The organism is Agrobacterium rosae, from assembly GCF_002915175.1.
In the GTDB taxonomy this organism is placed as follows: domain Bacteria; phylum Pseudomonadota; class Alphaproteobacteria; order Rhizobiales; family Rhizobiaceae; genus Agrobacterium; species Agrobacterium rosae.
The window spans coordinates 104,489-128,175 of record NZ_NXEJ01000006.1 but is presented as its reverse complement, the minus strand read 5'-3'; the positions used below and the strand labels follow the sequence as shown (position 1 = coordinate 128,175).

Here is a 23,687-nt window from a genome sequence, read left to right as displayed (position 1 = left end):
CTCACACGCACGTCTCAAGGCAAAATGCACTCACAACAAGCCGGCCAATGGCCGCATGGAAATGGATAAACTATTGGACATGCGGGTTGGATTCTCAAAGCAGACGTTTGAGATCATGTAACGGCCCCAGCTTTCCGTCACACGTCCCCTGGCGGCAGCGAAGGGACATAGATGCTGCATTCATTTCCAGCTGATTGCACAGTAGAAGCTTTCCCTTAAGACGCGCTTAACGTTGTTTCCCAGAAATATTTAGCGGGACAACCAACACATCTGCCACAATCGGTGTGATTTTCCTTTCACAAGACGGAAGAATCCACGAAAATAGCACCATGTCCATCAAACAGCTCTCCGAGACCCTCATCAACCAGATTGCCGCAGGCGAGGTCATCGAGCGACCTTCCAGTGCTGCCAAGGAACTGATCGAAAACGCCATCGATGCCGGTGCGACGCGCATCGAGATCGCGACCGCCGGTGGCGGCAAAGGGCTTGTGCGTATTGCCGACAATGGCAGCGGCATGTCGCCCGGCGATCTGGAACTGGCAATCCGCAGACATTGCACATCGAAGATTTCCACAGCGCTGGACGATATCCGCACGCTGGGTTTTCGCGGTGAAGCTCTGCCCTCCATCGGCTCCGTAGCCAAGCTGACGATTACCAGCCGCCAGCAGGGTGCCGCCGAAGGTGCGATTATTTCGGTGAGCGGCGGCAAGCTTTCACCCGTGCGACCGGCTCCCTCCAATACCGGCACGATTGTAGAAGTGCGCGACCTGTTCTTTGCCACGCCTGCGCGTTTGAAGTTCCTGAAGACGGAAAAGGCCGAAGCGGCGGCGATCACCGAAATCGTCAAGCGCATGGCGATTGCGTTTCCGCATATCCGCTTCGTGCTCTCAGGCACGGACCGCTCGACGCTGGAGTTTCCAGCAACCGGTGATGACCACCTTGCGCGAATGGCGCAGATTCTCGGTGCGGATTTCAAGGATAATGCCATCGAGATCGATGCCGAGCGCGAAGACGTGACATTGACCGGCTTTGCCGGCCTGCCGACTTTCAATCGTGGCAACTCCGCGCATCAATATATGTTCGTGAACGGTCGCCCGGTACAGGACAAACTTCTGCTTTCGGCCATTCGCGGAGCTTATGCCGAGACCATACCGCATGGGCGTTACCCCATTGCAGTCCTGGCGTTGCGGCTTGACCCAGCGCTGGTGGACGTCAACGTGCACCCAGCCAAATCCGATGTGCGCTTTCGCGACCCCGGCCTTATTCGCGGGCTCATCGTCGGTGCCGTGCGTCAGGCCTTGGCCCGTGAGGGAGACCGCGCCGCAACCACCGGGGCTGCGCAGATGATGAATGCGTTTCGTCCGGGATACAGCCCATCGACCGTGCGGCCCTTTTCATCACAGGCATGGTCGCCTGCCACTTCACCTTCCCGACCGCTTTTGGTTTCAGGTGGTTTGTCTCTGCACGAAACGCCGCAGTCTCAGTTCACCGACATCGGCATGCCCACAGCGCGCGCGGATCACACCGACACTAACGCGACGGCGGTGACGGAATCCTCTCGCTATCCACTGGGCGCTGCGCGGGCGCAGGTTCACGCCAACTACATCGTCGCCCAGACGGAAGACGGTCTCGTGATCGTGGATCAGCACGCAGCGCATGAGCGCCTCGTATTCGAGGAGATTCGCAAAGCGCTGCATTCCAAGCGTCCCGCATCGCAAGTTTTGCTGATCCCCGAAATCATCGATTTGCCGGAAGAAGACTGCGACCGGCTGATGCAACATGCCAGCGACTTCGACAGCATGGGGCTGACCATCGAACGTTTCGGGCCGGGCGCCGTGGCGGTGCGTGAAACGCCTGCCATGTTGGGCGAGGTCAATGTACAGGGCCTGGTGCGGCAACTCGCCGATGAAATTGCCGAATGGGATACGGCGGGCAGCCTTGCCAGCAAGCTGGAATATGTCGCGGCCACGATGGCTTGCCATGGCTCAGTGCGGGCAGGCCGCCGCATGCGGCCGGAGGAAATGAACGCGCTGTTGCGGCAGATGGAAAACACGCCCGGCTCCGGCCAATGCAACCACGGACGCCCGACCTATATCGAACTCAAGCTTGCGGACATCGAAAAGCTCTTCGGCAGAAGCTGAGATATTTCCCCGCATGCCACGCTGGTATTCCGGCTGCGGCAACGTTAAAAAGACCCAGCGTCAGGAGACAGGACAAATGAACAGATTTGAAGGTGGCAGCAATCGCGAGGCCAAGATCGAATATCTCGATGGCGATATGCGCATCGTCCAGACCGGTTCCTATGTCATCTGCGCCATGACCGGCAAACATATTCCAATCGATGAGTTGCGTTATTGGAGCGTTGTCCGTCAGGAGCCCTATGCCGATGCAGCCGCGTCGTTCGAAGCGGAAAAACGTGCAGGAGCGCTGCCCAATCAGAAACGCAGTGCCTGACCTAAAAACACATTTCCCTAAAATATAATTGAAGTTGTGCGCGATCGAGCAGGAACGATCACACCCGGCGCTGGTTAGCTCGGAGTGTAATGCAAAAGCACGATTTTCAATGGGAGATGAACATGGCCGAGAAAACACTAGACGATCTTTTTTACGATACGCTGAAAGACATCTACTATGCCGAGCGTCAGGTGCTGAAGGCATTGCCGAAGATGGCCCGAGCCGCGACCGACCCAAAGCTGAAGGCAGCATTCGAAAAGCACAAGGAAGAAACCCAGGGGCACATCGAACGGCTCCAGGAAGTTTTTGAGCTTATCGGCAAGCGTGCTCAGGGCAAAACTTGCGAAGCCATTCAGGGCATCATCGCCGAAGGTGAAGAAATCATCGAAGACTACAAGGGCACCGCTGCTCTTGACGCTGGCCTGATCTCTTCAGCGCAGGCCGTCGAACACTACGAGATCACCCGTTATGGCACCTTGAAGGCCTGGGCTGAAAAGCTTGGACACACCAAAGTTGTACCGCTTCTCGAAGCGACGCTGAATGAAGAGTCCACAACCGACGAGGCGTTGACGGAGCTTGCCACTGCTTCGGTCAATGCAGCTGCTCAAAAGGCTGCTTAAGCTTTACAACGCAAGAAAAAAGCCGGGCATATCGCCCGGCTTTTTTTCGTTATGGTGTGGTCGTGTTGGTTGAACTGGGGTTTCTGTCCGTTCCCTCTGTCGGCGGTGTCGAGCCGGAAGGCGTATTGTTATCGAACGTATTGGCACCCTGCGCACCCGGATTTGGCGTGGTAGCCGGTGTTCCCGGACCCGGCGCTGGCTGCACTTCAGACGTTGCGGGAGCCGTCGATTCGCCCCATGTTTCCGCGACGATCCAAACTGCTCCCGCCAGCAGCAGACTTATCACCAAAATGATCAGAACCGGACTGCCCTTTAAACCCTGGCGGCTTTCACGCGGGGTGAATACTTTTTTCTCGACCTTGTCTTGCGCCATCGTTTTCTCCTCACAACAATCCAAAATTGGAATTCTTCATGAAGAGAAGCCCTGCAAGCCCCGATTGTTCCTCGGCAAGGTGATAATCGACAAATTACATCACGATGATTGTCTCTGGAGCTTCCGACGGCTGTAATTCTCGAAGGCGGCCTCAATGATCATCTGCGGCGCGGTCGGATCGTCGAACTTCATGTCGATTTCGATGACGAGCGTGCGTTCAAGCAATTGAGCTGCACCGCCATGATGTCCGGCAAGGCGCACAGCATCTTTGGCTGTCGTAACCGGCAAGAGATCAAATTTAGCGGCTTCTTCGGCCACGTTCTGAATGTCTTCATCACTGAAATGATGATGGTCCGGAAAGGATCGTTTCACCACAATCTCGCCGCCGAGCTGCTCGACAGTCCGATAAAACTTGTTCGGATCGGCAATACCCGCATAGGCCAGCACGCGTTTGCCCGCAAAATCCGGCTGCGGTCTGGGCTGGATGGATGAAACGAAGACAGGCTTGCCCGCGCGCGATGCGGTTCGCACAATGGCATCTGCCGCCTGCCCGTTGCCGACCTTCAGGATGGCTGAAAGCTGGCGCATCTGCTCGGACAGAGGTGCACGGACGGGTCCGCCCGGGACGAAATGACCGTTGCCGATGCCGCGCTGAGTGTCGATGACGACAAGCGCATAATCCAGCGTCAGCCGTGCACTTTGAAACCCGTCATCCATGATGATGAAATCGACGCCTTCAGCCACCAGCCTGCGCGCGCCATCGACGCGCTTTCGCGAAATGACCGTGGTTGCTTCTCGCGCCAGCAGCAACGGCTCATCGCCGACATCCACGGAACGATGGTGACCCACATCTACAAGCGTGGTGACATCCAGGGTTCCACCGTAACCACGGCTGAGAAAACCTGGCTTCAAACCTTTGTCGATTGCGGCTCTGGCGATAGCGATCGCGGTCGGGGTCTTGCCTGCGCCACCTACCGTGAAATTGCCGATGCAGATGACGGGAACCGGCACGGACGCACGCTTCGACGTCCTCATCTGCCGCCCGGCAACCTTGCCATACAGATAAGAAAAGGGCGACAGAGCCCATGCCTGCCAACCGGGCTGTTCCCACCAGAATGGCGGCGCTTCCGAAACCATCAGTCTCCAAACTCCCGCTTTGCCAATGTGGTAGCAGAAGCTATCTCGCAGAAAGGTAAGGATTTTGCAAAAAGGCGGTACGAAAGCACTGAAATTCAGCCCTACAGGGCTGGCCGCTGCGGCAACAGGCCTTCAAGGTCGGTGATATCGTCAAAACAATAATCCGAATCCGCACGCAGGCTCTCTCTCGAGCCCGTGCCGGTCAGCACGGCAATCCGCAGACCGGCATTCGCATTGGCCGCCATGTGCAAATCGTGGTTGTTATCTCCTACCACGGCAACACGGTGCGGTGGCATACCGATTGCCTTGCAGAAGCCCAGCACCATGCCCGGCTGTGGTTTTGTCCCGTGACCGCTGTCATAACCCGCAACGAAATCGAGATCGGTTTCGAAGCCGAAGCGTTTCGCAAGTTGCCAAATAGAGGCCTGATTGTCGCTGGACGCGATACCAAGCTTGTAGCCCCTGCCCTTGAGGCGCGCGAAAAAGGCTTTGAGATCGGTCACGGCAACCGATTTTCCAGCCGCCTCGGTGAACAACCGGTCGAGGCGTTGTGTGAGTTCAGCGAGGTCGCAAGCAGAACCCGCTGCCACCAGCCCTTCGGCAATCTGCACCGTATTGCCAGCAGCAAGCAGGCTATCTGGCTGGACGTGGCCAGTAACAGGGTCCATGCCGCAGGCGAGAAGAAGGCGATCCGCGAGTTCGGCATCGCCTTTCGAAGCAATCGCTGCAAGCTGCCGATTGACCGGACCCCAGCTTGCATCATAGCCGATGAGCGTCCCATCCTTGTCGAACAGGACAGCCGCAATGGCGGCGGGTGATTTTGCAGGGGCCTTGACGTCCACGATCAGCCGGCCGCACTGCGCGGTTGAAGCTTCGCCGTCACCGTCAAAGGATTGATATAGGGCTCAAGCGCCTTGACCGTTGCAGACAGCGCGCCGCGCATATCCTGAATGACCCTGCCACCGGCATCGATCATCTTGTATCGCTCATTGTCGTTGACCAACAGGTAATGCACGGCTTTGGCCAGCATTTCCACATCTCGGATAATGCGTCCGCCGCCCGACCGCAGCAGTTTCTGGTAAGCTTCGCGGAAGTTCTGGACATGCGCGCCAGACAATACGGCACAGCCCAGCATCGCCGGTTCCAGCGGGTTCTGACCACCTTCAGCCATCAACGAACGCCCAACAAAAGCCAGTTCGGTCAGCCGCAGGTAAAGGCCCATCTCGCCAATGCTGTCGCCAAGGAAAATATCCGTTTGCGGTGTGATGACATCGTTGCGGCTTCTGCGCGCCACGGTCAGGTTCATGCCCTTGAGCATGGCCTCGATATCATCCGCCCGCTCCGGGTGCCTCGGTACGATCAATGTCAGTTGCCCGTCGCGCGATTTGATAGCTGCGTGAACGGTAGCAGCAGCCTTCTCTTCACCATCGAATGTAGAGATCGCGGCCCATGTCTTGCGATTGCCGATCTGGCGACGATAGGTATCCAACAGGGCAGCGTCGCACGGCGGCGGATCGGTATCACCCTTGAGATTACCCGATACCACGACAGGCCATGAACCGAGATCACGGAAGCGCTCGGCATCGACGTCGGACTGCGCCACGACCAGAGCCAGCTTGCTGAACAGAGCCTCTGCAAATTCGGAGTGACGCTGCCAACGACCAAAAGAGCGATCGGACAGCCGCGCATTGACGCGTATCTGCGGAATATGGCGGCGCTCGAGCTCCATCATGGTGACGGGCCAAATCTCGGACTCGGCGGTAATTGCGGCGTCCGGCGTCCAGTAGCTCAGAAAGCGGTTGATGGAAATCTTGATATCGAGCGGCACATATTGGTGGATGACGTCATCACCCAAACGGGTTTTGCTCAGCTCTGCTGACGTGACTGTGCCAGTGGTCAAAAGAACGTGAATGTCGCGTTTGCGGATTTCACGGATGAGCGGAACGAGAGCCAGCGTTTCGCCCACGCTTGCGGCATGAAACCAGACCAGCGGGCCGCGCGGACGGTCTGCGCTGGCATGGCCGAAACGTTCCATCCGGCGGCGCTTGTCTTCCTTGCCCTTTGTAGAGCGATACATCAGATAGGGTCTGGCAAAGGGATAGGCGGCAACGCCAGCAATTCTGTAACCCGAAAGGGCGAAACGTGCGATCCGGCTATTCATGACATGCTGCCTTTGATCAATGCGCGCAATGTTTTCCCCTGTGATCGATATCAGAGCGTCAGGCCATAAAATGGAACCGTCCGCGTTGCCCTGTTTTTCATTTGAGCATCGAATGTCCCGAGAACAGCGCCACATTCCTCGGGTCGATGACGTAAAACCTACTTCTTATGAAAATGCGTCTTTTTTGTCTCAGAGCATAAAAGGCCAACGAAAAAATGATGCCGAGGCCGGAGAGGCTATGCGTGTCCCCGCAGACTCACACAACCTCTTGTCCATTCACGATAGTACAAAGGAAGTAGGAAACCAGCGATTATTTGCTCTGGGGGTCAAGCAAGCGGTGCATATGCACTATAAAATAACGCATATGGGCGTTATCCACAGTCTGCTGCGCCTTTGACTTCCACGCTGTCAGTGCCGTTGCATAGTCTGGAAAGATGCCGACGATATCGAGCGCCTTCAAATCGCGAAACTGTACGTCCTGAAGATTTTCCAGCTCGCCGCCGAATACCAGGTGCAGAAGCTGTTTTTCGTTGCCCGCTACGGTCATAGTCTTCTCTTCTTTCTCATCGTTCAAAGTCTTGTGATCAGATGGATCGGAAGTCTTTTGCAGACTATCGACGTTCTGATCTTCACCGAAAGGATCGGGATTTTATGCGAAAAATCCAGAATGTCTTTCGCAGTCCCGCTCCGTGAGGCCTTCATCTGCGGGATTTTCCGGTGAAAATCAACCTCTGGCCGGTGACTTCAACCGCTCCAACAGGTCTGGCAGCAAATGATTTGCTGCGGCGCACAATTCGGGGTGGCTGACCTCACGACGATTATACGTCAGTGGAGCTCCGGATAGGTCCAGAAGCTGTCCGCCGGCGCGCTCCAGAATGAGATCGGCCGCTGCCAAATCCCAGTCATGGGAATTGGCCTTGACCAGCGTTCCGTCGATGCGACCGTCTGATACCATAGCCAAGCGATAGGCGAGCGACGGCACATGCGGAATGCGGTGAACGCGTGATTTGAGATGCGCAGGAAGCTGCGCAATCACATCTTCGGGCGCTGCAAGCTTGATGTCTCCGGAACTGGCATCAGACACAGACAGTACCTGACCATTCTTCATGGCAGGTCCAGACAGAACTGCCGTAAATTCCTCGTTGAAGGCCGGGGCGACGAGAACAGCAGCGGTGGGCCTGCCATGGTGCACGACAGCGACGCTGACGCACCACGTGTCCTTGCCGCCGATGAATGCGCGGGTCCCGTCGATTGGATCCACAACGAACAGCGTGTCTCTGGATAGACGGTCCTCATCGTCGTCGGTTTCTTCCGAAAGCCAGCCATAACCGGGGCGTGCCTTGCGAAGGATCGTCTCCAGAGCTTCGTTCGCGGCGTAATCCGCAGCGCTGACAGGCGAATGGCCCTTTTTCCACCAGACCTCAGGGTCTTTGCGAAAAAATGTCATCGCAACGCGACCGGCCTCGCGGGCGGCATCCAGAATGAGCTCGAGATCGGAACTCCAGTCGGCTCCTGCAACATCAGTCATATTATCGTCGTTCATTGCGCTGTCTCCGGTGCATCAACATGCATCGGCCATTGCCCTCAAAGCAACCGATGAATGGTGCTATCAGCGTCCCGCTATGGTCATGCCTTCGATAGCGATCGTCGGTGCAGCGACGCCAAATTTGCGGTCGATGTCGTTTGCAGGGGTGACCCGCATGAACATATCCTTGAGATTGGACGCTATCGTCACCTCGGAGACAGGGAATGCTTTTTCACCATTCTCGATCCAGAAGCCGCTCGCCCCGCAGCTATATTCGCCCGTCAGGAGGTTGGCACCATGGCCGATGAGTTCGGTCACGTAAAAGCCGGTGCCGACCTGCGCGATCAAATCTTCCGGCGAGATATCGCCAGGCTCCAGCGCCAGATTGGTGGATGCCGGAGAAACTGATGTGCCGCCGCGCACGCCGCGACCATTTGTTTCCAGCCCGATTTCCCGCGCCGTGGAGGTGGAGAGGAACCAGTGTTTCAAAACACCGTCCTCGATCATGACAAGCTTTTCGCCACGCACGCCTTCTCCATCGAAAGGACGCGACGACGCGCCGCGCACGATCTGCGGATCGTCGGTGATGACAAGGCCTTTTTTCAGCACTTGCTGGCCCATCTTGTCGCGCAGGAAGCTGGTCTTGCGCGCAACCGAAGCACCATTGATGGCACCGGCAATGCCGCCGACAAAGCCACGGGCGATGCGCGGGTCGAACACTACAGTCACGTTGCTGCCGGTATCGACCTGGCGGGGATTGATGCGTTTGACTGCTTTCTCACCCGCGCGATGTCCAATGTCTTCAGGCTTGTCGAGATCGGCGAAATAGAGGCGGCTGTCATAATCGTAGTCGCGCTCCATCTTGGTGCCTTCACCGGCGATGACGCTGACGGAGCGGCCGAAGCGGCTGCCCATGTAGCTGCCGGAAAAGCCATGAGATGTAACGAGGACCATGCCGCCCATGCCGCTGGAAGCACCGGCACCTGATGAATTGCTAACGCCCGTAACCGCCAGCGCCGCTTCTTCCGCCGCAAGCGCCGCCTCGCGCAACTGGTCTGCGGAGACTTCGGTCGGGTCAAACAATTGCAAATCATCGTAAGACTTTGCCAGCCGGTTGCCGTCTGCAAGGCAGGCATAGGGGTCTTCCGGCGACACCTTGGCCATGGCCACCGCACGTTCCGCAAGTGTCTTCAGGTCGAAGCCGGGATTGGCCGAAACGCTGGCGACGCGCTTGCCGACGAATACGCGCAGCGAAAAATCGTCGCTCTCGGACGACTCCGTGCTTTCCACCTTGCCGAGCCGCACGCCGACGGATTGCGACCGCGACCGCACGATGACGGCATCCGCTTCATCGGCACCAGCGCGGCGGGCCATATCGACCAGTTCACTGGCACGCTCGAGAAGCTTGGAGGAATCGATATCTGAGGACATGGGTTAAGCCTTTCGTTGACCTTCATTTATTGCGGCGCACCTGCCGCATCAAGGCCAAAGCGGCATTTCACCGGTAATTGAGGGAAATGCCTATACGTCCACGCCGTGGCCGCGATGATAAAGCTCCACCTGCATCTCAATCTGGCGCTTGAGATCGTCCTTGCTGACCAGGGATTCGGCCAGCACCTCATGCGCCTTGCGAAAATCCAGCACCTTAAAACGGTTGACCGGCGGGCGCAGGAAAATATGCGGCGGGTGCATGCGCAGCTTCAACGAAATCACCGATTGCATCATCAACTGGCTGGCACCAAACAGGCTCTCGAAGCGGCTGGGCATCGTCGTGCCATCGCCTTCCGGCCCGCCGACGACATCGATCGCAATCACGATATCCGCCTTATCCAACAGGTGATCGTAAGGCACCGGATTGAAAATGCCGCCGTCGATCATGATGCGATCATTCATGCGGATGGGCATGAACAGTGCGGGAATGGCCGAGGACGCGGCAAGCGCCTGGCGCAGGTCGCCACTTTCGACGATGACCTCCGACTGCGCATAATAATCCGTTGCCGTTACCTTCAGCGGGATTTTCAGCCCTTCAAAGGTCTTTGGCATGGCCGATGGCAGCAAAGCATCGAGAACAAGCTCCAGATTGAACTGCCCCAGGCGAAAGCCGAACACGGCGTGGCGCATTGAGGCGGGCCCCAAGCTCCACAGCTTGTTGGCAACGCTGCCCTTTTTGCCCATGAGTTCCAGCGTGTATTCTCTGATGTCGCGGCCACTCATGCCAGCGGCCATGCCAGCACCGATAATGGAGCCGATGGACGAACCCGCAATGGCTGTGGGACGAATACCGAGCTCATCCAGCGCTTCAACGATATTGATATGGCAGATGCCGCGTGCACCACCGCCACCCAGGGCCAGCGCGAATGTCGGATCGCGAACTTCTTTTACGCGGGCTTCTCTGGCAGCTTCTTCGCGTTTACGCTTTTTGCCAGAGAGTTTCTTTTTCTTGTCAGCCACGGGTGCGGCCTCTCCTTCAAGTCATTTCGCTTCCCGCTCTATGACACAAAGACGACAGGAGAGTGACGCACGACTGCAACCTCGTGCATCACCGCCTGCAAAGACGTATCAAGGCTCGTAGCGGTAAAAATGCATGATGGAGTCACCAAAGGTGCGACTTTCCATCAGCTTGAACGCCGGATCGACCGTCACGAGGACATCGGCGCGTTCTTCGAGAATGGCCAGAGCCCCCGGCACCAGCCAACCACCCAAATGGGCCGCGACGAAAGCTTTTTCGCCCTGCCCCTGTGCATAGGGTGGGTCTGCAAACAAGACATCGAAGGGTTCGATATTGTTGACGCTGCCGAGCTTGGTGGCATCGCGGCGCAGAATGCGCGCACGACCGTGCAGACCGAGAGCATCGATGTTTTCCCACAAGAGGCCCCTGCCCTCGACGCCGTTTTCGACAAAGAGTGCAACCCGGCAACCACGCGACAGGGCTTCGAGCCCCACCGCGCCGGTTCCGGCAAACACATCGAGAATCCGCGTCCCATCCAGACTTTCCGGATAGGCATGGCTCAGGATGTTGAAGAGGCTTTCACGCGTACGATCGATAGTCGGCCTGATTGCATTCGATTTCGGAGCGGCCAGTGACCGGCCGCGAAACTCACCGCCTACGATCCGCATTACGCGTCATTCCCCTGTTTCCAGTCGGTTTGCTTCCAGTTGGCTTACCACCCGGGCCCTTGCCACCGGGACCGCTGCCGCCAGGCCCCTTGTTTCCGGGACCCTTGCCCGAAAACCCGCCTTCGGAACGCTCGCCGCGCGGCTTTCCGAACGCTGGCTTGCCTGCGAAACCACCCGGCTTACCACCAGAAGGTCTGCCTTCGCGCGGCTTATCGCCAAACGGCTTTACGCCACGGGGCTTGTCACCGAAAGGACGCTCACCGCGTGGACGATCTCCGTCCTCACGGGGCTTGCGGTCGCCATAGGGGCGCTCGCTACGTTCACCACTGCGAGCCGGACGGTCGCCAAATGATCTTTCTGGACGTGCGGGCCGGTCGCCTCGGTCTGGACGATCCCCGAAGGATCGTTCGCCACGGGGACGCTCTGCGCGATCGCCGCCTTCACGTGGCTTCCGGTCACCAAATGGGAGCTCACTGCGTTCGCCACCACGGGCGGGACGATCACCAAAGGATTTGCCGCCGCGGTCCGGGCGATCCCCGAACGACCGTTCGCCACGGGGGCGTTCTGCACGGTCGCCGCCTTCACGCGGCTTGCGGTCACCGAATGGGCGGTCGCTGCGTTCGCCGCCACGGGCTGGACGATCACCAAAGGATTTGCCGCCGCGGTCACCACGGTCGCCACCCTTGCCGCGTCCACGGCTTTCATCCTGCGCTGGCTTGTCCGCGCGGATCCACTCGCCATCGACATCCTTGTGTCTGACGATCGCGCGGCGGGCATCGGCTTCTGCTGATGGTTTGAAAACGCTTTCAGCTTCATCCCGGTAAGATTTGCGTTCCTTGCCGTCGCGAGTTGGCCTGGCACCCGGTGCCATCCACACATTGGCCGTGCGATTGCTGCCCATTGGTGGACGCTTGGGACCACGGTCTTCCTGACCCTCATCACGGCCCTTGGCGAAGGGTTTGCCTGGACGTTTGCCATCCGGCTTTCCTTGTACGCTATCGCGAGTATTATCTCGCTTTTCGGCGAAGTTGCCACCGCGCGGGTTCTGCTCCGCTGCGCTACGCTTGGTCCACTCGGACTTTACGGGACGCGGAGCCGGGGCTTCGTCTTCATCACCAACAGCATCATAGATCGGCGCATCGAAATTGGCGCCAGCCGCTTCAATGAGGCGTGGACCCAACTGGTCACGCAGCATACGGCCACGCACTTCCACGACCTGGCTTTCAGGCAGGTCGCCAAGCTGGAAAGGACCATAGGAAATACGGATAAGGCGGTTCACTTCAAGGCCGAGAGCGCCGAGGACGTTCTTGATTTCACGGTTCTTGCCTTCGCGGAGACCCATGGTGATCCAGACGTTGCGACCCTGCGTGCGGTCCAGCGTCGCCTCGATTGCGCCGTAGAGCACGCCATCGACGGCAATACCGTCCTTCAGCTTGTCGAGTGCGGCCTGATCGACCTCGCCGTGGGCGCGAACGCGGTAGCGACGCAGCCAGCCGGTGGTCGGCAGCTCGAGAACCCGCGACAGGCCGCCATCATTGGTCAGCAGCAGCAGGCCTTCGGTGTTGATATCCAGACGCCCGATAGACAGGACGCGGGGAAGCTCTTTCGGCAGGTTGTCAAAAACGGTTGGGCGCCCTTCCGGATCGGAATTGGTCGTCACCAGACCCGACGGCTTGTGGTAGAGCCAAAGGCGCGTGCGCTCGGCACCACGGATCGGTTCGCCATCAACCTCGATTTTGTCATCGAGGGTGGCGTTCACGACGGGGCTGTCAAGCTTCACGCCATTCAGCGAGACGCGACCTTCCATGATCATCCGCTCGACATCGCGGCGCGAGGCCACGCCTGCGCGGGCAATGATCTTGGAAATACGCTCGGGTTTTGCCGCTGCGGTTTCCGCGACGGCACTCTCCGTTTTTGCCACGAACGGCTTTTTCTCACGCGCAGCATCGGGCTTGCCGGAGGACTTCGGCTTGCTATCCCGGTCGAATGTCTTAGCCCCAGCGCGCTTCGGCTTGTCTTTGAATGTCATTTGTTGTTTGCCTGTTGTTTGGCGTGTCCTATCAGGTCACGCGGCACTGGTTAAGAGGAAATTGCACGAACAATGGCGGAAACGACGCATTTCATGGACTTGGCGCTTGCCGAAGCGCAAGCAGCGGGCTCCCGTGACGAGGTTCCCATCGGTGCAGTGCTGGTGCTGGATGGCCGCATCATTGCCCGTTCCGGCAACCGAACCCGCGAATTGAACGACGTGACCGCCCATGCCGAAATCGCCGTCATACGCATGGCATGCGAGGAACTGGGACAGGAACGCCTGTCAGGTGCCGACCTTTATGTGACGCTGGAGCCGTGCACCATGTGCGCCGCCGCCATCTCCTTTGCCCGCATCCGCCGCCTGTATTATGGTGCGAACGATCCCAAAGGTGGTGCGGTAGAAAGTGGTGTGCGGTTTTTCAATCAACCGACCTGTCACCATGCGCCGGAGGTTTATTCGGGGATAGCAGAGCGGGAGAGCAGCGAGGTTTTGCGGGAGTTTTTTCAGGGGAAGCGGAATGATAGCAGAGTGTAAGTAGGGTTGGAGCGGTTGCTACGCTCGCCCCACACTCAACGTCATCCTCGGGCTTGACCCGAGGATCTACCACTTTGGATGTTGGGGTTCGTTAGATCCTCGGGTCAAGCCCGAGGATGACGGAGGTTGAGTTTGCCGCGACCTTAAGACAACGACGTAGGCAAATTCATACCCGCCTCACGAACCAGAAAATCCCCTTACTGGAACGGGTTCCACCAGCTCTTGCCGGTGTTGGCCATGGCTGCATTCTTCTTGCGTTCTTTTTCTTTTTTCGCTTCCGGCTCGCCCAAGTCGGCCAACTGATCCTGTGGCAGGTTGCGGTATTCCACTGGCGGGTCGGTCAGGAATTTGCGCTGGTTGCTGTTCACGACGGTGCCGCCCTGCGCGTCGGCCTTGGCCTTGCGGAACGCTTCCCACTTCTGGCTTTCGGTCATCTGACCGTTGGTGCCGTTACCGGCGAGAAGTGGTGAGCGGTAATGCGGGTTGTCCTTGTTGGCGTCGGCTTCCTGGCGCAGACGCTCGCGCGCCTCTTCCGGCGTTTCCGGCCATTGCGGGTTGGTTTCGCGGTTGGCAAGGCTCTGCTGCGGCTGCGTCAGTTGATCTGCGCGTGCCTGTGCCGGCACGACGAGGCCGGGGCGCGGATTGTATTTCAGGTTACGCTTGTCCTGGTTGCCCGTAATCGACGTGGCGCTACCAAGATCGTCCACCAGCTGTTCAGCCGAGGTCTTTCCCGTGCCGTAGGTCGGGCTGGTGCATGCGCTCAGCGCAAGGCCAACAGTCACTGCGCCCGCAATCGTGCCATACATGCGAAAACTCTGCGTCATGCTCATGGAAACCCTTCCGCCCAAGCCGTCCAGACGACCGGCAGCCCGCATTGGTGCTAAAATCCGGCCATTTTCAGGCAGGTTTACCGGATGAACGCCCAAAGTGCAATTCATCCGGCACTTTTCTTAAATGGCTACACCCAATTCACGAAGTGCAGCGGCATCTCGCGCCGAGACATCAGGAAATGCAGCGTCCGAGCCGACATCGGTGGTGATGCGCCATGAACGGGCGCATTTGCGGCCTTCAGCAAGCTTCTGCTCGACGGAAACATTCTGCACTTCGCCCAGACGGAAGGCCTCTGCCGGGCCTTCACCCGATGACACCGAGATGTCCGAAGTGATGCAGATTTCCGCAAAATCCTGACCTTCGAGTGCGGCCAGAAGTTCGGGATCGGCAACATACACAACGGGAGCCGCTTCCAACGACGAGCCGATACGCTTTTCACGGCGCTCGACTTCCAGCGCGCCTGTTACCACCGTGCGCACCTTGCGGATTTTGTCCCACTTGGCTTCCAGCGCCTCGTTTTTCCATTCGGCTGGAATTTCGGGGAACTGCACGAGATGGACCGATTCCGCGTCGGAATAGCGCGAAAGCCACGCTTCTTCCGTCGTGAATGGCAGCATCGGGGCAAGCCACGTGACGAGGCAATCGAACAGCTTTGCGATGACCGATAGCGATGCGCGGCGCTTCAGCGACGACGGGGCGTCACAGTAGAGCGCATCCTTGCGGATATCGAAGTAGAAAGCCGACAGCTCGACATTGGCGAAGTCGATCAGCGCGCGGGTGATCTTCTTGAACTCGAAAGCGTCATAGCCTTCGCGCACGACCGTATCCAGTTCTGACAAGCGGTGCAGCACCAGCTTTTCCAGCTCCGGCAGATCGGCATAGGCAATCTCTTCGCCCTTGTCGTGCGCCAGCGTGCCCAGCATCCAGCGGATGGTGTTGCGCAGCTTGCGATAGGAATCGACATTGGTCTGGATGATGGCCTTGCCCAGACGCTGGTCTTCCCAATAATCCGTAGTCATGACCCACAGACGCAGGATATCTGCGCCGGATTCCTTCATCACATCCTGCGGAGCGACCACGTTGCCGAGAGACTTGGACTGCTTGCGACCCTGCTCATCCATGGTGAAACCATGGGTGACGACGGCGTTGTAAGGCGCACGGCCACGCGTCGCGCAGCTTTCCAGCAGCGACGAGTGGAACCAGCCGCGATGCTGGTCGGAGCCTTCCAGATAAACGTCGGCTGGCCATTTCAGGTCCGGGCGGTCTTCCAGCGTGAAGGTATGCGTGCAGCCCGAGTCGAACCAGACGTCGAGGATATCGCGCACCTGATGCCACTTGGTGTGATCGTGATCGTTGCCGAGGAAACGCTCCTTGGCACCCTCAGCAAACCATGCATCCGCACCTTCTGCCTCGAAGGCCTCCAGAATGCGGGCATTGACGGCTTCATCCAGCAACACTTCGCCATGCTCATCGGCGAACACGACGATTGGTACGCCCCATGCGCGCTGACGCGACAACACCCAATCCGGGCGGTTCTCGATCATGGCGCGCAGGCGGTTCTGGCCAGCGGCTGGCACGAAACGGGTCTCATCGATGGCCGACAGGGAGCGCGAGCGCAGCGTGGTGCCATCGCCCAGTTCCTTGTCCATATAAACGAACCATTGCGGCGTGTTGCGGAAGATGACCGGCTTCTTGGAGCGCCAGCTATGGGGATAGCTGTGCTTCAGACGACCACGGGCAAACAGGTTGCTGGCGTCTTTTAAAGCCTGTATGACGCGCTCATTGGCATCACCCTTCTTGCCGTTGTCGTCCATGACGCGGGCAGCACCGCCTTCGGCGGAGGGGCCGAAACCGGGAGCGTCCTCGGTGTAGAAGCCTGCGTCATCGACGGGGAACGGGATTTTCGACGGTATCTTGCGCCTTTCAAGTTCGCGAAGGTTTGAAGTCCATGCATCAAAGTCCTCGCGACCATGACTAGGGGCAGTGTGAACGAAGCCGGTACCCGTATCGTCGGTGACGTGATCGCCATCGAGAAGCGGGACGGGAAAGTCATAGCCAAGTTCCAGCAAAGGATGGGCGCAAATTAGAACTTCGAGTTCATCTCCATGGACGTCTTGGAGCTCATCCAGCTCGATTTTGGCTTTTGCTTCACACTGTTCCACCAAACCCTTGGCAAGAATCAGTTTCTCTCCTGGCTGTGGACCAAAGGCATTTTCAGCTGAGAGCACCTGATACATGGCATAGGCAACCCGTGATGAATAAGAGATTGCGCGATTACCGGGAATTGTCCAAGGTGTCGTTGTCCAAATAACGACAGACACACCAATAAACTTCTGAAGATCAAGCTTGACCTCACGACGGATCATCTCCGCCTGTTGATCTAGGCTGTCGACATCGCCGGGTTCTTTGTCATCACTAGGCACAGAACCTTGACGCTCCGCAATCGCATCAAGTTGCTTGTTATCTGCGAGTATCTGGGTCACCGGGAACTTCACCCAGATCATGTCGCTCTCGACATCCGCATACTCAACCTCAGCCTCGGCCAAAGCCGTGCGCTCCACAACCGACCACATGACCGGCTTCGAGCCGCGATAAAGCTGGCCGCTCTTGGCGATCTTCAGCAATTCGCCAGCGATGCGGGCTTCCGAGTGGAAGTTCATGGTCGTGTAGGGTTGTTCGAAATCGCCCTCGATGCCGAGACGCTTGAATTCGGCAGATTGCTTCTCGATCCAGCCAGCGGCGAACTCACGGCATTCCTGGCGGAATTCGTTGATCGGAACCTCGTCCTTGTTCTTGCCCTTGGCGCGGTAGGCTTCCTCGATCTTCCACTCGATGGGAAGGCCATGGCAATCCCAGCCGGGGACGTAGTTGGCATCGAAACCGCGCATCTGGAAAGAGCGGGTGATGACGTCTTTCAGGATCTTGTTCAGCGCGTGGCCGATGTGGATGTTTCCGTTGGCATAGGGAGGGCCATCATGCAGCACGAATTTTTCGCGGCCAGCGGCGGAAGCGCGCAGCTTTTTGTAAAGCCCCATCTGCTGCCAGCGGGCAACCGTCTCAGGCTCCTTCTGCGGCAGACCGGCGCGCATCGGAAAATCCGTCTGCGGCAGGTACAGCGTTTTGGAATAGTCGATGGTTTGTGCGGTGTCGTTCATGATCATACCGTTATGCGGCGCCCCGAATGAGAACAATCTCAGGGTCACGCCGTCTTGAGTGCAAGAGGGCTAAAGCGGAAGGCGCTCAAGGCAAGCGCCGAAATCCCGGACCTTTCGGCTGCTTACTGCGCGCGAAAGGCCGGGCCAATAATTCGGGATATGAACGTCAACCGAAATTGGTACATGGCGTTTGTTTATGTGTTTTTCCCGCGTTTGAAAAGGGAATAGATGCTGCGCAAGTGCTATCGGTTTCAAAAAGCAATCAACGCATCCAGTTCACCCAGCGGCTTGACGCCTGCAAGCAACGCCCTCGCCTCTTCCTCGTCGCGTTTGATTTGCGCAACCAGCGCTTCCAGCCCGTCGAATTTCAGCTCATCACGCAGATGGCCGAAAAAGGATACGGAGCACAGCTCACCATAAAGGTCGCCAGAAAAGTCGAAAACGAAGGTTTCCAGAAGGGCTGCGCCGTTATCTGTCACGGTCGGTCGATAGCCGAAGCTGGCAACGCCGTCATAAAGCCTGCCATCCATCCGGCGGAACCGCACCGCGTAAATACCGGGCTTCAGTTCGGTTTCCGGTGGCAGAGCCATGTTGGCAGTAGGATACCCCAATGTGCGACCAAGCTTCTGCCCGCCGATCACTTCTGCCTCGACGGTGTAGCGATAACCGAGCAGGCCAGCAGCGCCGACGACATCGCCTTGCGCCAGCAACTCTCGGATGCGACTGGACGACACGACCTCGGCACCTTCGTCACGGAAAGCATCCACCAGTGTCACATCGAAACCGTGGCGACGACCGGCTTCCATCAGGAAAGCCGGACCACCCTCACGGCCCTTGCCGAAATGGAAATCGAAGCCGGTGATGACGGCGCTGGCACCCAGCCAGTCAACCAAAATGGATTCGACGAAATCCTCTGCGGAACGCTGGGCGAAATCACGGTCGAACGGGTATTCGATGACGGATTGAAAGCCTTCGGCAGCCAGCAACCGCGCCTTGACCGGGCCGGGCGTCAGGCGGAACACCGGTGTTTCCGGGCGAAACACCGTTCTGGGATGCGGCTCGAATGTCAGGGCCAAAACCGGAATGTTACGAGCCCGCGCCAGTTCCAGCGCGCGGTCCAGCACAGCGCGGTGGCCGCGATGCACGCCGTCGAAATTGCCGATGGCGACAACGCCGCTCTTCAGACTGTCCGGCAGCGGTTCTTTCTGCTCATTGCGATGAAATACGGTCATGGGCAACCCTGCATTTAAGCCAGACGCGGCATCCACCAGCCGGGAGCGGCATTCTGGCTTTTCAGATAGGCATTCATCAATGCCTCGTCGGTTTCACCGTTCAGCGTGTATTCCGCCGCGTGAATACCGTCGCTGACGTAAAGAAGCTGAAGGCCCGCGGCTATCGCACCCTTCACATCCGTCGGCATACCGTCACCGATCGCCAGCACGCGATCCTTGGAAAACTCGCCACGGACCTCTTTTGCTGCCGCAAGACAGGCCTCATAGATCGGCGAATGCGGCTTGCCTGCGATACGCACTTCACCACCAAGTTGCTCGTAATAGGCGGCCATGGCACCGGCGCAGGGAATGATGCGCTCGCCTCGTTCCACCACCAGATCGGGATTGGCGCAGATCATCGGCACCAAACGGGCAATGAAACCCTTGAGCATGTCGGTGTAATCTTCCGGCGTTTCCGTCTCGTCATCGAAAAAGCCGGTGCAGACGACGGCCGTCGCTTCCGCTTCGGACGCAATCTCCACATCCAGACCTTCCAGCAGCGGCAAATCGCGCTCCGGGCCAAGGAGAAACACTTTTTTCGGCCCTTCGGCAATCAGTTCGCGCGTCACATCGCCGGATGTGATGATGCGGTCATAGGCACTATCAGGCACGCCGAAAGCCCGCAATTGCGCGATGACACCGGGTGCCGGGCGCGGTGAATTGGTGATGAGCACCACGGTCTTGCCTGCCTTGCGCGCCGCTTCCAGTGCAATCGCCGCATCCGGAAAAACAGATACACCATTGTGCAACACACCCCACACATCAGACAGAATAACGTCGAACTGAGCGGTGATGTCGCCAAGCGTGGCAATGCGATGGGCCATGTAAAAGATTCCAAACGTTCCATGAATTCACGCTGTGACATCGCAAAGCGGGATGGCGATGGCAAGCGAAAAAGCAGCGCTCCCGCCCGGTTATGTCAACCAGAGCCTCACGAAACCGGCTGCGACACACAATCCCAAAACCGGCAGCATGCCCAGTTTCAACCGGAAAAGCATGATGGCCGAGACGATGAACAGGCAAAGCGAAAACAGATCAAGCGTCTGCCAGACTGGCCACGACATATGGAGATTAACGGCGGGCAGAAGCGGAATGCGCTCGACTTCGCCGAACAGCACATGCAGGCCGAACCAGACGGACAGATTGAGAATGACCCCGACAACCGCTGCCGTAATCGCCGAAAGCGCTGCCGACAAAAGGCGGTTGTGACGCAGCTTTTCCATGTAGGGCGCACCTGCGAAAATAAACATGAAGCTCGGCACGAAGGTTGCCCATGCTGCAACGCTGGCACCCAAGATGCCTGCCGTCATAGGGTCGAACAATCCGGGGTGGCGGAAGGCGGCAAGGAACCCGATGTAGGAAAGGACCAGCACCAGCGGACCCGGCGTCGCCTCCGCTAGTGCCAGCCCATCCAGCATTTCGCCCGGCATCATCCAGCCATGTGTATCGACAGCCACCTGCGCGACATAGGCCAGCACCGCATAGGCCCCTCCGAATGTCACCACGGCCATTTTGGAAAAGAATATTTGTAGATCGACGAGCGTGCCGGGACCTGCACTTATCCATAGAAGCAGCAATGGCAATTGCCAGATCACGAAGCCGAAAAGCAGGCCTCGAACCAGTTTTTTCCATGAGGGTGCCGCTGTCGTCTCACCATTTGTTTCCAGTGGCGGCAATGCACGTCCTCTGGCCGTGGCAAAGCCGACGACCCCGGCTGCGAGAATGACCAGCGGAAAAGGGATGCCAAAGAAAAACAGGGCGATAAAGGCCGCAGCCGCGATGACGACCAGCGACCGGCTGGTCAAAGCGCGTCTCGCAACCCGCAGCAATGCCTCTAGCACGATGGCAAGAACACCCGCTTTCAGGCCCGACAGAAGGGCCGGCAACCAGCGCGTATCCTGATAAAGCGCATAGGCCGATGCCAGTGCGACGATGACCAGAAAACCCGGCAGAATGAACAGGGTTCCGGCGACGATGCCGCCCCGCCGGCCATGCAGCAGCCAGCCGGAATAGGTCGCAAGTTGTTGCGCCTCTGGGCCCGGTAGCAGCATGCAGTAGTTCAATGCATGGAGGAAACGCTCCTCCGATAGCCAGCCCTTCTCATCCACCAGCACGCGGTGCATCAGGCCAATCTGTCCGGCAGGTCCGCCGAAGCTCAGCAAGCCGATGCGACCGAACACGGCAGTCATCTCCAAAAAGGAAGGGCGTGGAGGTGAAATATCGTCGCGTAAAAATTCTGTCATACGGCGGTAGTAACCATTTTACATGAAATTTTTCCGACAGCCCGTCCTTGACTCAGTCCCATAGCCTGCTTATCTCCGTCTCGCTGGCACTCCACAACAGGGAGTGCTAACAATCATCACTCGGACCTTTTTGTGAGGTTCGTTCAGGTCATTTGATCGAGGGATTAGACTAATGACAAGCACAACATTCCGTCCGCTGCATGACCGCGTCGTTGTTCGTCGCGTTGAGTCTGAAGCAAAGACAAAGGGCGGCATCATCATTCCTGATACCGCCAAGGAAAAGCCACAGGAAGGCGAAATCGTCGCTGTTGGCACCGGCGCTCGCGACGATAGCGGCAAGCTCGTTCCTCTGGACGTCAAGGCTGGCGACCGCGTTCTGTTCGGCAAGTGGTCCGGCACCGAAGTCAAGCTCGACGGCGAAGACCTTCTGATCATGAAGGAATCCGACATCATGGGCGTTATCGGCTGATTTAGCCGGTTCTTCTCACCTTTCCATGACAACCAATGGGCAATGAGCCCGGGAGTTTGCTACAATGGCAGCTAAAGAAATTAAATTCGGCCGCACAGCGCGCGAAAAGATGCTCAAGGGCGTCGACGTTCTCGCAGACGCAGTGAAGGTAACGCTTGGTCCTAAGGGCCGTAACGTCATCATCGACAAGTCCTTCGGCGCACCGCGCATCACCAAGGACGGCGTTTCTGTCGCCAAGGAAATCGAACTTGAAGACAAGTTCGAAAACATGGGCGCACAGATGGTCCGCGAAGTTGCTTCGAAGACCAACGACATTGCTGGTGACGGCACGACGACTGCGACCGTTCTTGCACAGGCCATCGTTCGCGAAGGCAACAAGGCTGTTGCAGCCGGCATGAACCCAATGGATCTCAAGCGCGGTATCGACCTCGCTGTGTCCGAAGTCGTCAAGGACCTTCAGTCCAAGGCCAAGAAGATCTCCACTTCGGAAGAAGTTGCACAGGTCGGTACGATCTCTGCAAACGGCGACACGCAGGTCGGCAAGGACATTGCTGAAGCCATGCAGAAGGTTGGCAACGAAGGCGTTATCACCGTCGAAGAAGCCAAGACCGCTGAAACCGAACTTGAAGTCGTTGAAGGCATGCAGTTCGACCGCGGCTACCTGTCGCCTTACTTCGTCACCAACCCTGAAAAGATGGTTGCTGACCTGGAAGACGCTTATATTCTTCTCCACGAGAAGAAGCTTTCGAACCTTCAGGCCATGCTGCCTGTTCTCGAAGCTGTCGTTCAGACCGGCAAGCCACTCGTCATCATCGCTGAAGACGTCGAAGGCGAAGCTCTTGCAACGCTCGTCGTCAACAAGCTGCGTGGCGGTCTGAAGATTGCTGCTGTCAAGGCTCCTGGTTTCGGCGATCGCCGTAAGGCCATGCTCGAAGACATCGCGATCCTGACCGGCGGTACCGTTATCTCCGAAGATATCGGCATCAAGCTTGAAAACGTAACGCTCGACATGCTCGGCAAGGCGAAGAAAGTTTCGATCACCAAAGAAAACACAACGATCGTTGACGGTTCGGGCCAGAAGTCCGACATCGAAGGCCGCGTTGCGCAGATCAAGGCTCAGATCGAAGAAACATCTTCTGATTACGACCGCGAAAAGCTGCAGGAACGTCTTGCCAAGCTCGCTGGCGGCGTTGCCGTTATCCGCGTTGGCGGCTCCACGGAAATCGAAGTCAAGGAACGCAAGGACCGCATCGACGACGCTCTGAACGCGACGCGCGCTGCTGTCCAGGAAGGCATCGTCCCAGGCGGCGGTACTGCACTTCTGCGCTCTTCCACGAAGATCACCGTCAAGGGTGCAAACGACGACCAGGAAGCCGGCATCAACATCGTTCGCCGCGCTCTTCAGTCGCTGGTTCGCCAGATCGCTGAAAACGCAGGTGACGAAGCCTCCATCGTTGTTGGCAAGATCCTTGAGAAGAACGAAGAGAACTGGGGCTACAACGCTCAGACCTCTGAATATGGCGATATGATTGCCATGGGTATCGTTGACCCGGTCAAGGTTGTTCGTACAGCTCTGCAGAACGCAGCTTCGGTTGCTTCCCTGCTGATCACGACGGAAGCCATGATTGCAGAACTTCCTAAGAAGGAATCTGCAATGCCACAGATGCCTGGCGGCGGAATGGGTGGTATGGACTTCTAAGAAGTCTTACCCTCTGGAATACGAAAAGGCGGTCCTTGCGGGCCGCCTTTTTTGTTGTGGTTAAGT

The 23,687-nt window shown here is 57.8% G+C and carries 21 protein-coding genes; 6 read left to right on the top strand and 15 right to left on the bottom strand.

The features are described from left to right. Nucleotides 1-329 precede the first annotated feature (329 nt). The 3 genes from mutL to CPJ18_RS11735 all read left to right on the top strand — a co-directional run bounded on the left by mutL (nt 330) and on the right by CPJ18_RS11735 (nt 3,074). Nucleotides 330-2,141, top strand: coding sequence for a DNA mismatch repair endonuclease MutL (gene mutL, locus CPJ18_RS11745; RefSeq protein ID WP_103658454.1), 1,812 nt, complete (start codon nt 330-332; stop codon nt 2,139-2,141). Nucleotides 2,142-2,217: 76 nt separating this feature from the next. Further along, complete coding sequence (locus CPJ18_RS11740; RefSeq protein ID WP_077118866.1) at nt 2,218-2,454, top strand: DUF2093 domain-containing protein; 237 nt, start codon at nt 2,218-2,220, stop codon at nt 2,452-2,454. Nucleotides 2,455-2,576: 122 nt separating this feature from the next. Beyond that, nucleotides 2,577-3,074, top strand: coding sequence for a YciE/YciF ferroxidase family protein (locus CPJ18_RS11735; RefSeq protein ID WP_077101906.1), 498 nt, complete (start codon nt 2,577-2,579; stop codon nt 3,072-3,074). A 49-nt stretch (nt 3,075-3,123) separates the two neighbouring features. Here the strand turns inward: CPJ18_RS11735 and CPJ18_RS11730 are convergent, their stop codons facing one another. The 10 genes from CPJ18_RS11730 to CPJ18_RS11685 all read right to left on the bottom strand — a co-directional run bounded on the left by CPJ18_RS11730 (nt 3,124) and on the right by CPJ18_RS11685 (nt 13,416). Then, a complete protein-coding gene (locus CPJ18_RS11730; protein ID WP_103584953.1) occupies nt 3,124-3,447 on the bottom strand; it encodes a hypothetical protein in 324 nt (107 codons plus the stop codon). Between the two features lie 99 nt (nt 3,448-3,546). Then, nucleotides 3,547-4,584, bottom strand: coding sequence for a tetraacyldisaccharide 4'-kinase (lpxK, locus tag CPJ18_RS11725; RefSeq protein ID WP_103658452.1), 1,038 nt, complete (start codon nt 4,582-4,584; stop codon nt 3,547-3,549). A gap of 101 nt (nt 4,585-4,685) precedes the next feature. Then, complete coding sequence (locus CPJ18_RS11720) at nt 4,686-5,426, bottom strand: HAD family hydrolase (protein ID WP_103658450.1); 741 nt, start codon at nt 5,424-5,426, stop codon at nt 4,686-4,688. A gap of 2 nt (nt 5,427-5,428) precedes the next feature. After that, nucleotides 5,429-6,745, bottom strand: a complete 1,317-nt coding sequence (waaA, locus tag CPJ18_RS11715; protein WP_077101827.1) for a lipid IV(A) 3-deoxy-D-manno-octulosonic acid transferase — start codon at nt 6,743-6,745, stop codon at nt 5,429-5,431. A gap of 310 nt (nt 6,746-7,055) precedes the next feature. Then, nucleotides 7,056-7,292, bottom strand: a complete 237-nt coding sequence (locus CPJ18_RS11710) for a DUF4170 domain-containing protein (protein WP_077101825.1) — start codon at nt 7,290-7,292, stop codon at nt 7,056-7,058. A gap of 177 nt (nt 7,293-7,469) precedes the next feature. After that, nucleotides 7,470-8,273 (bottom strand): 3'(2'),5'-bisphosphate nucleotidase CysQ, encoded by an 804-nt coding sequence (locus CPJ18_RS11705; RefSeq protein ID WP_103659080.1) that lies wholly within the window; start codon nt 8,271-8,273, stop codon nt 7,470-7,472. A gap of 81 nt (nt 8,274-8,354) precedes the next feature. After that, entirely contained in the window at nt 8,355-9,701 is a 1,347-nt protein-coding gene (locus tag CPJ18_RS11700) for a TldD/PmbA family protein (RefSeq protein WP_103658449.1), read from the bottom strand. A gap of 90 nt (nt 9,702-9,791) precedes the next feature. Beyond that, on the bottom strand, nt 9,792-10,622 hold the full coding sequence (locus tag CPJ18_RS11695; protein ID WP_153366653.1) for a patatin-like phospholipase family protein: 831 nt from the start codon (nt 10,620-10,622) through the stop codon (nt 9,792-9,794). Nucleotides 10,623-10,829: 207 nt separating this feature from the next. Continuing rightward, a complete protein-coding gene (gene rsmD, locus CPJ18_RS11690) occupies nt 10,830-11,387 on the bottom strand; it encodes a 16S rRNA (guanine(966)-N(2))-methyltransferase RsmD (protein ID WP_077101821.1) in 558 nt (185 codons plus the stop codon). Beyond that, on the bottom strand, nt 11,368-13,416 hold the full coding sequence (locus tag CPJ18_RS11685; RefSeq protein WP_103658447.1) for a pseudouridine synthase: 2,049 nt from the start codon (nt 13,414-13,416) through the stop codon (nt 11,368-11,370). The genes rsmD and CPJ18_RS11685 overlap by 20 nt, the downstream gene beginning before the upstream one ends. Nucleotides 13,417-13,488: 72 nt before the next feature. Between CPJ18_RS11685 and CPJ18_RS11680 the strand changes: the two genes are divergently transcribed. Continuing rightward, nucleotides 13,489-13,953, top strand: coding sequence for a nucleoside deaminase (locus tag CPJ18_RS11680; RefSeq protein ID WP_103658446.1), 465 nt, complete (start codon nt 13,489-13,491; stop codon nt 13,951-13,953). Between the two features lie 197 nt (nt 13,954-14,150). Here CPJ18_RS11680 and CPJ18_RS11675 read toward each other — a convergent pair whose 3' ends face one another. The 5 genes from CPJ18_RS11675 to chrA form a co-directional block, all read right to left on the bottom strand. Continuing rightward, nucleotides 14,151-14,777, bottom strand: coding sequence for a hypothetical protein (locus CPJ18_RS11675; protein WP_371479402.1), 627 nt, complete (start codon nt 14,775-14,777; stop codon nt 14,151-14,153). Nucleotides 14,778-14,903: 126 nt separating this feature from the next. Further along, nucleotides 14,904-17,939: an isoleucine--tRNA ligase gene (gene ileS / locus CPJ18_RS11670; protein WP_103659079.1), complete on the bottom strand. Its 3,036-nt coding sequence runs from the start codon at nt 17,937-17,939 to the stop codon at nt 14,904-14,906. Nucleotides 17,940-18,190: 251 nt separating this feature from the next. Then, the gene (locus CPJ18_RS11665; protein ID WP_103658445.1) at nt 18,191-19,171 is read right to left on the bottom strand and encodes a bifunctional riboflavin kinase/FAD synthetase; all 981 of its coding nucleotides are present in this window, start codon (nt 19,169-19,171) and stop codon (nt 18,191-18,193) included. Nucleotides 19,172-19,185: 14 nt separating this feature from the next. Continuing rightward, on the bottom strand, nt 19,186-20,034 hold the full coding sequence (locus tag CPJ18_RS11660) for a TIGR01459 family HAD-type hydrolase (RefSeq protein WP_103658444.1): 849 nt from the start codon (nt 20,032-20,034) through the stop codon (nt 19,186-19,188). A 90-nt stretch (nt 20,035-20,124) separates the two neighbouring features. Then, entirely contained in the window at nt 20,125-21,399 is a 1,275-nt protein-coding gene (chrA, locus tag CPJ18_RS11655; protein WP_245445405.1) for a chromate efflux transporter, read from the bottom strand. A gap of 226 nt (nt 21,400-21,625) precedes the next feature. On the opposite strand from chrA, the gene groES reads away from it, so the two are divergent. Together groES and groL are read left to right on the top strand one after the other, a co-directional pair. After that, nucleotides 21,626-21,922, top strand: coding sequence for a co-chaperone GroES (gene groES / locus CPJ18_RS11650; protein WP_045229730.1), 297 nt, complete (start codon nt 21,626-21,628; stop codon nt 21,920-21,922). A 64-nt stretch (nt 21,923-21,986) separates the two neighbouring features. After that, a complete protein-coding gene (gene groL, locus CPJ18_RS11645; protein ID WP_077118844.1) occupies nt 21,987-23,621 on the top strand; it encodes a chaperonin GroEL in 1,635 nt (544 codons plus the stop codon). The last annotated feature ends 66 nt before the right edge of the window (nt 23,622-23,687 follow it).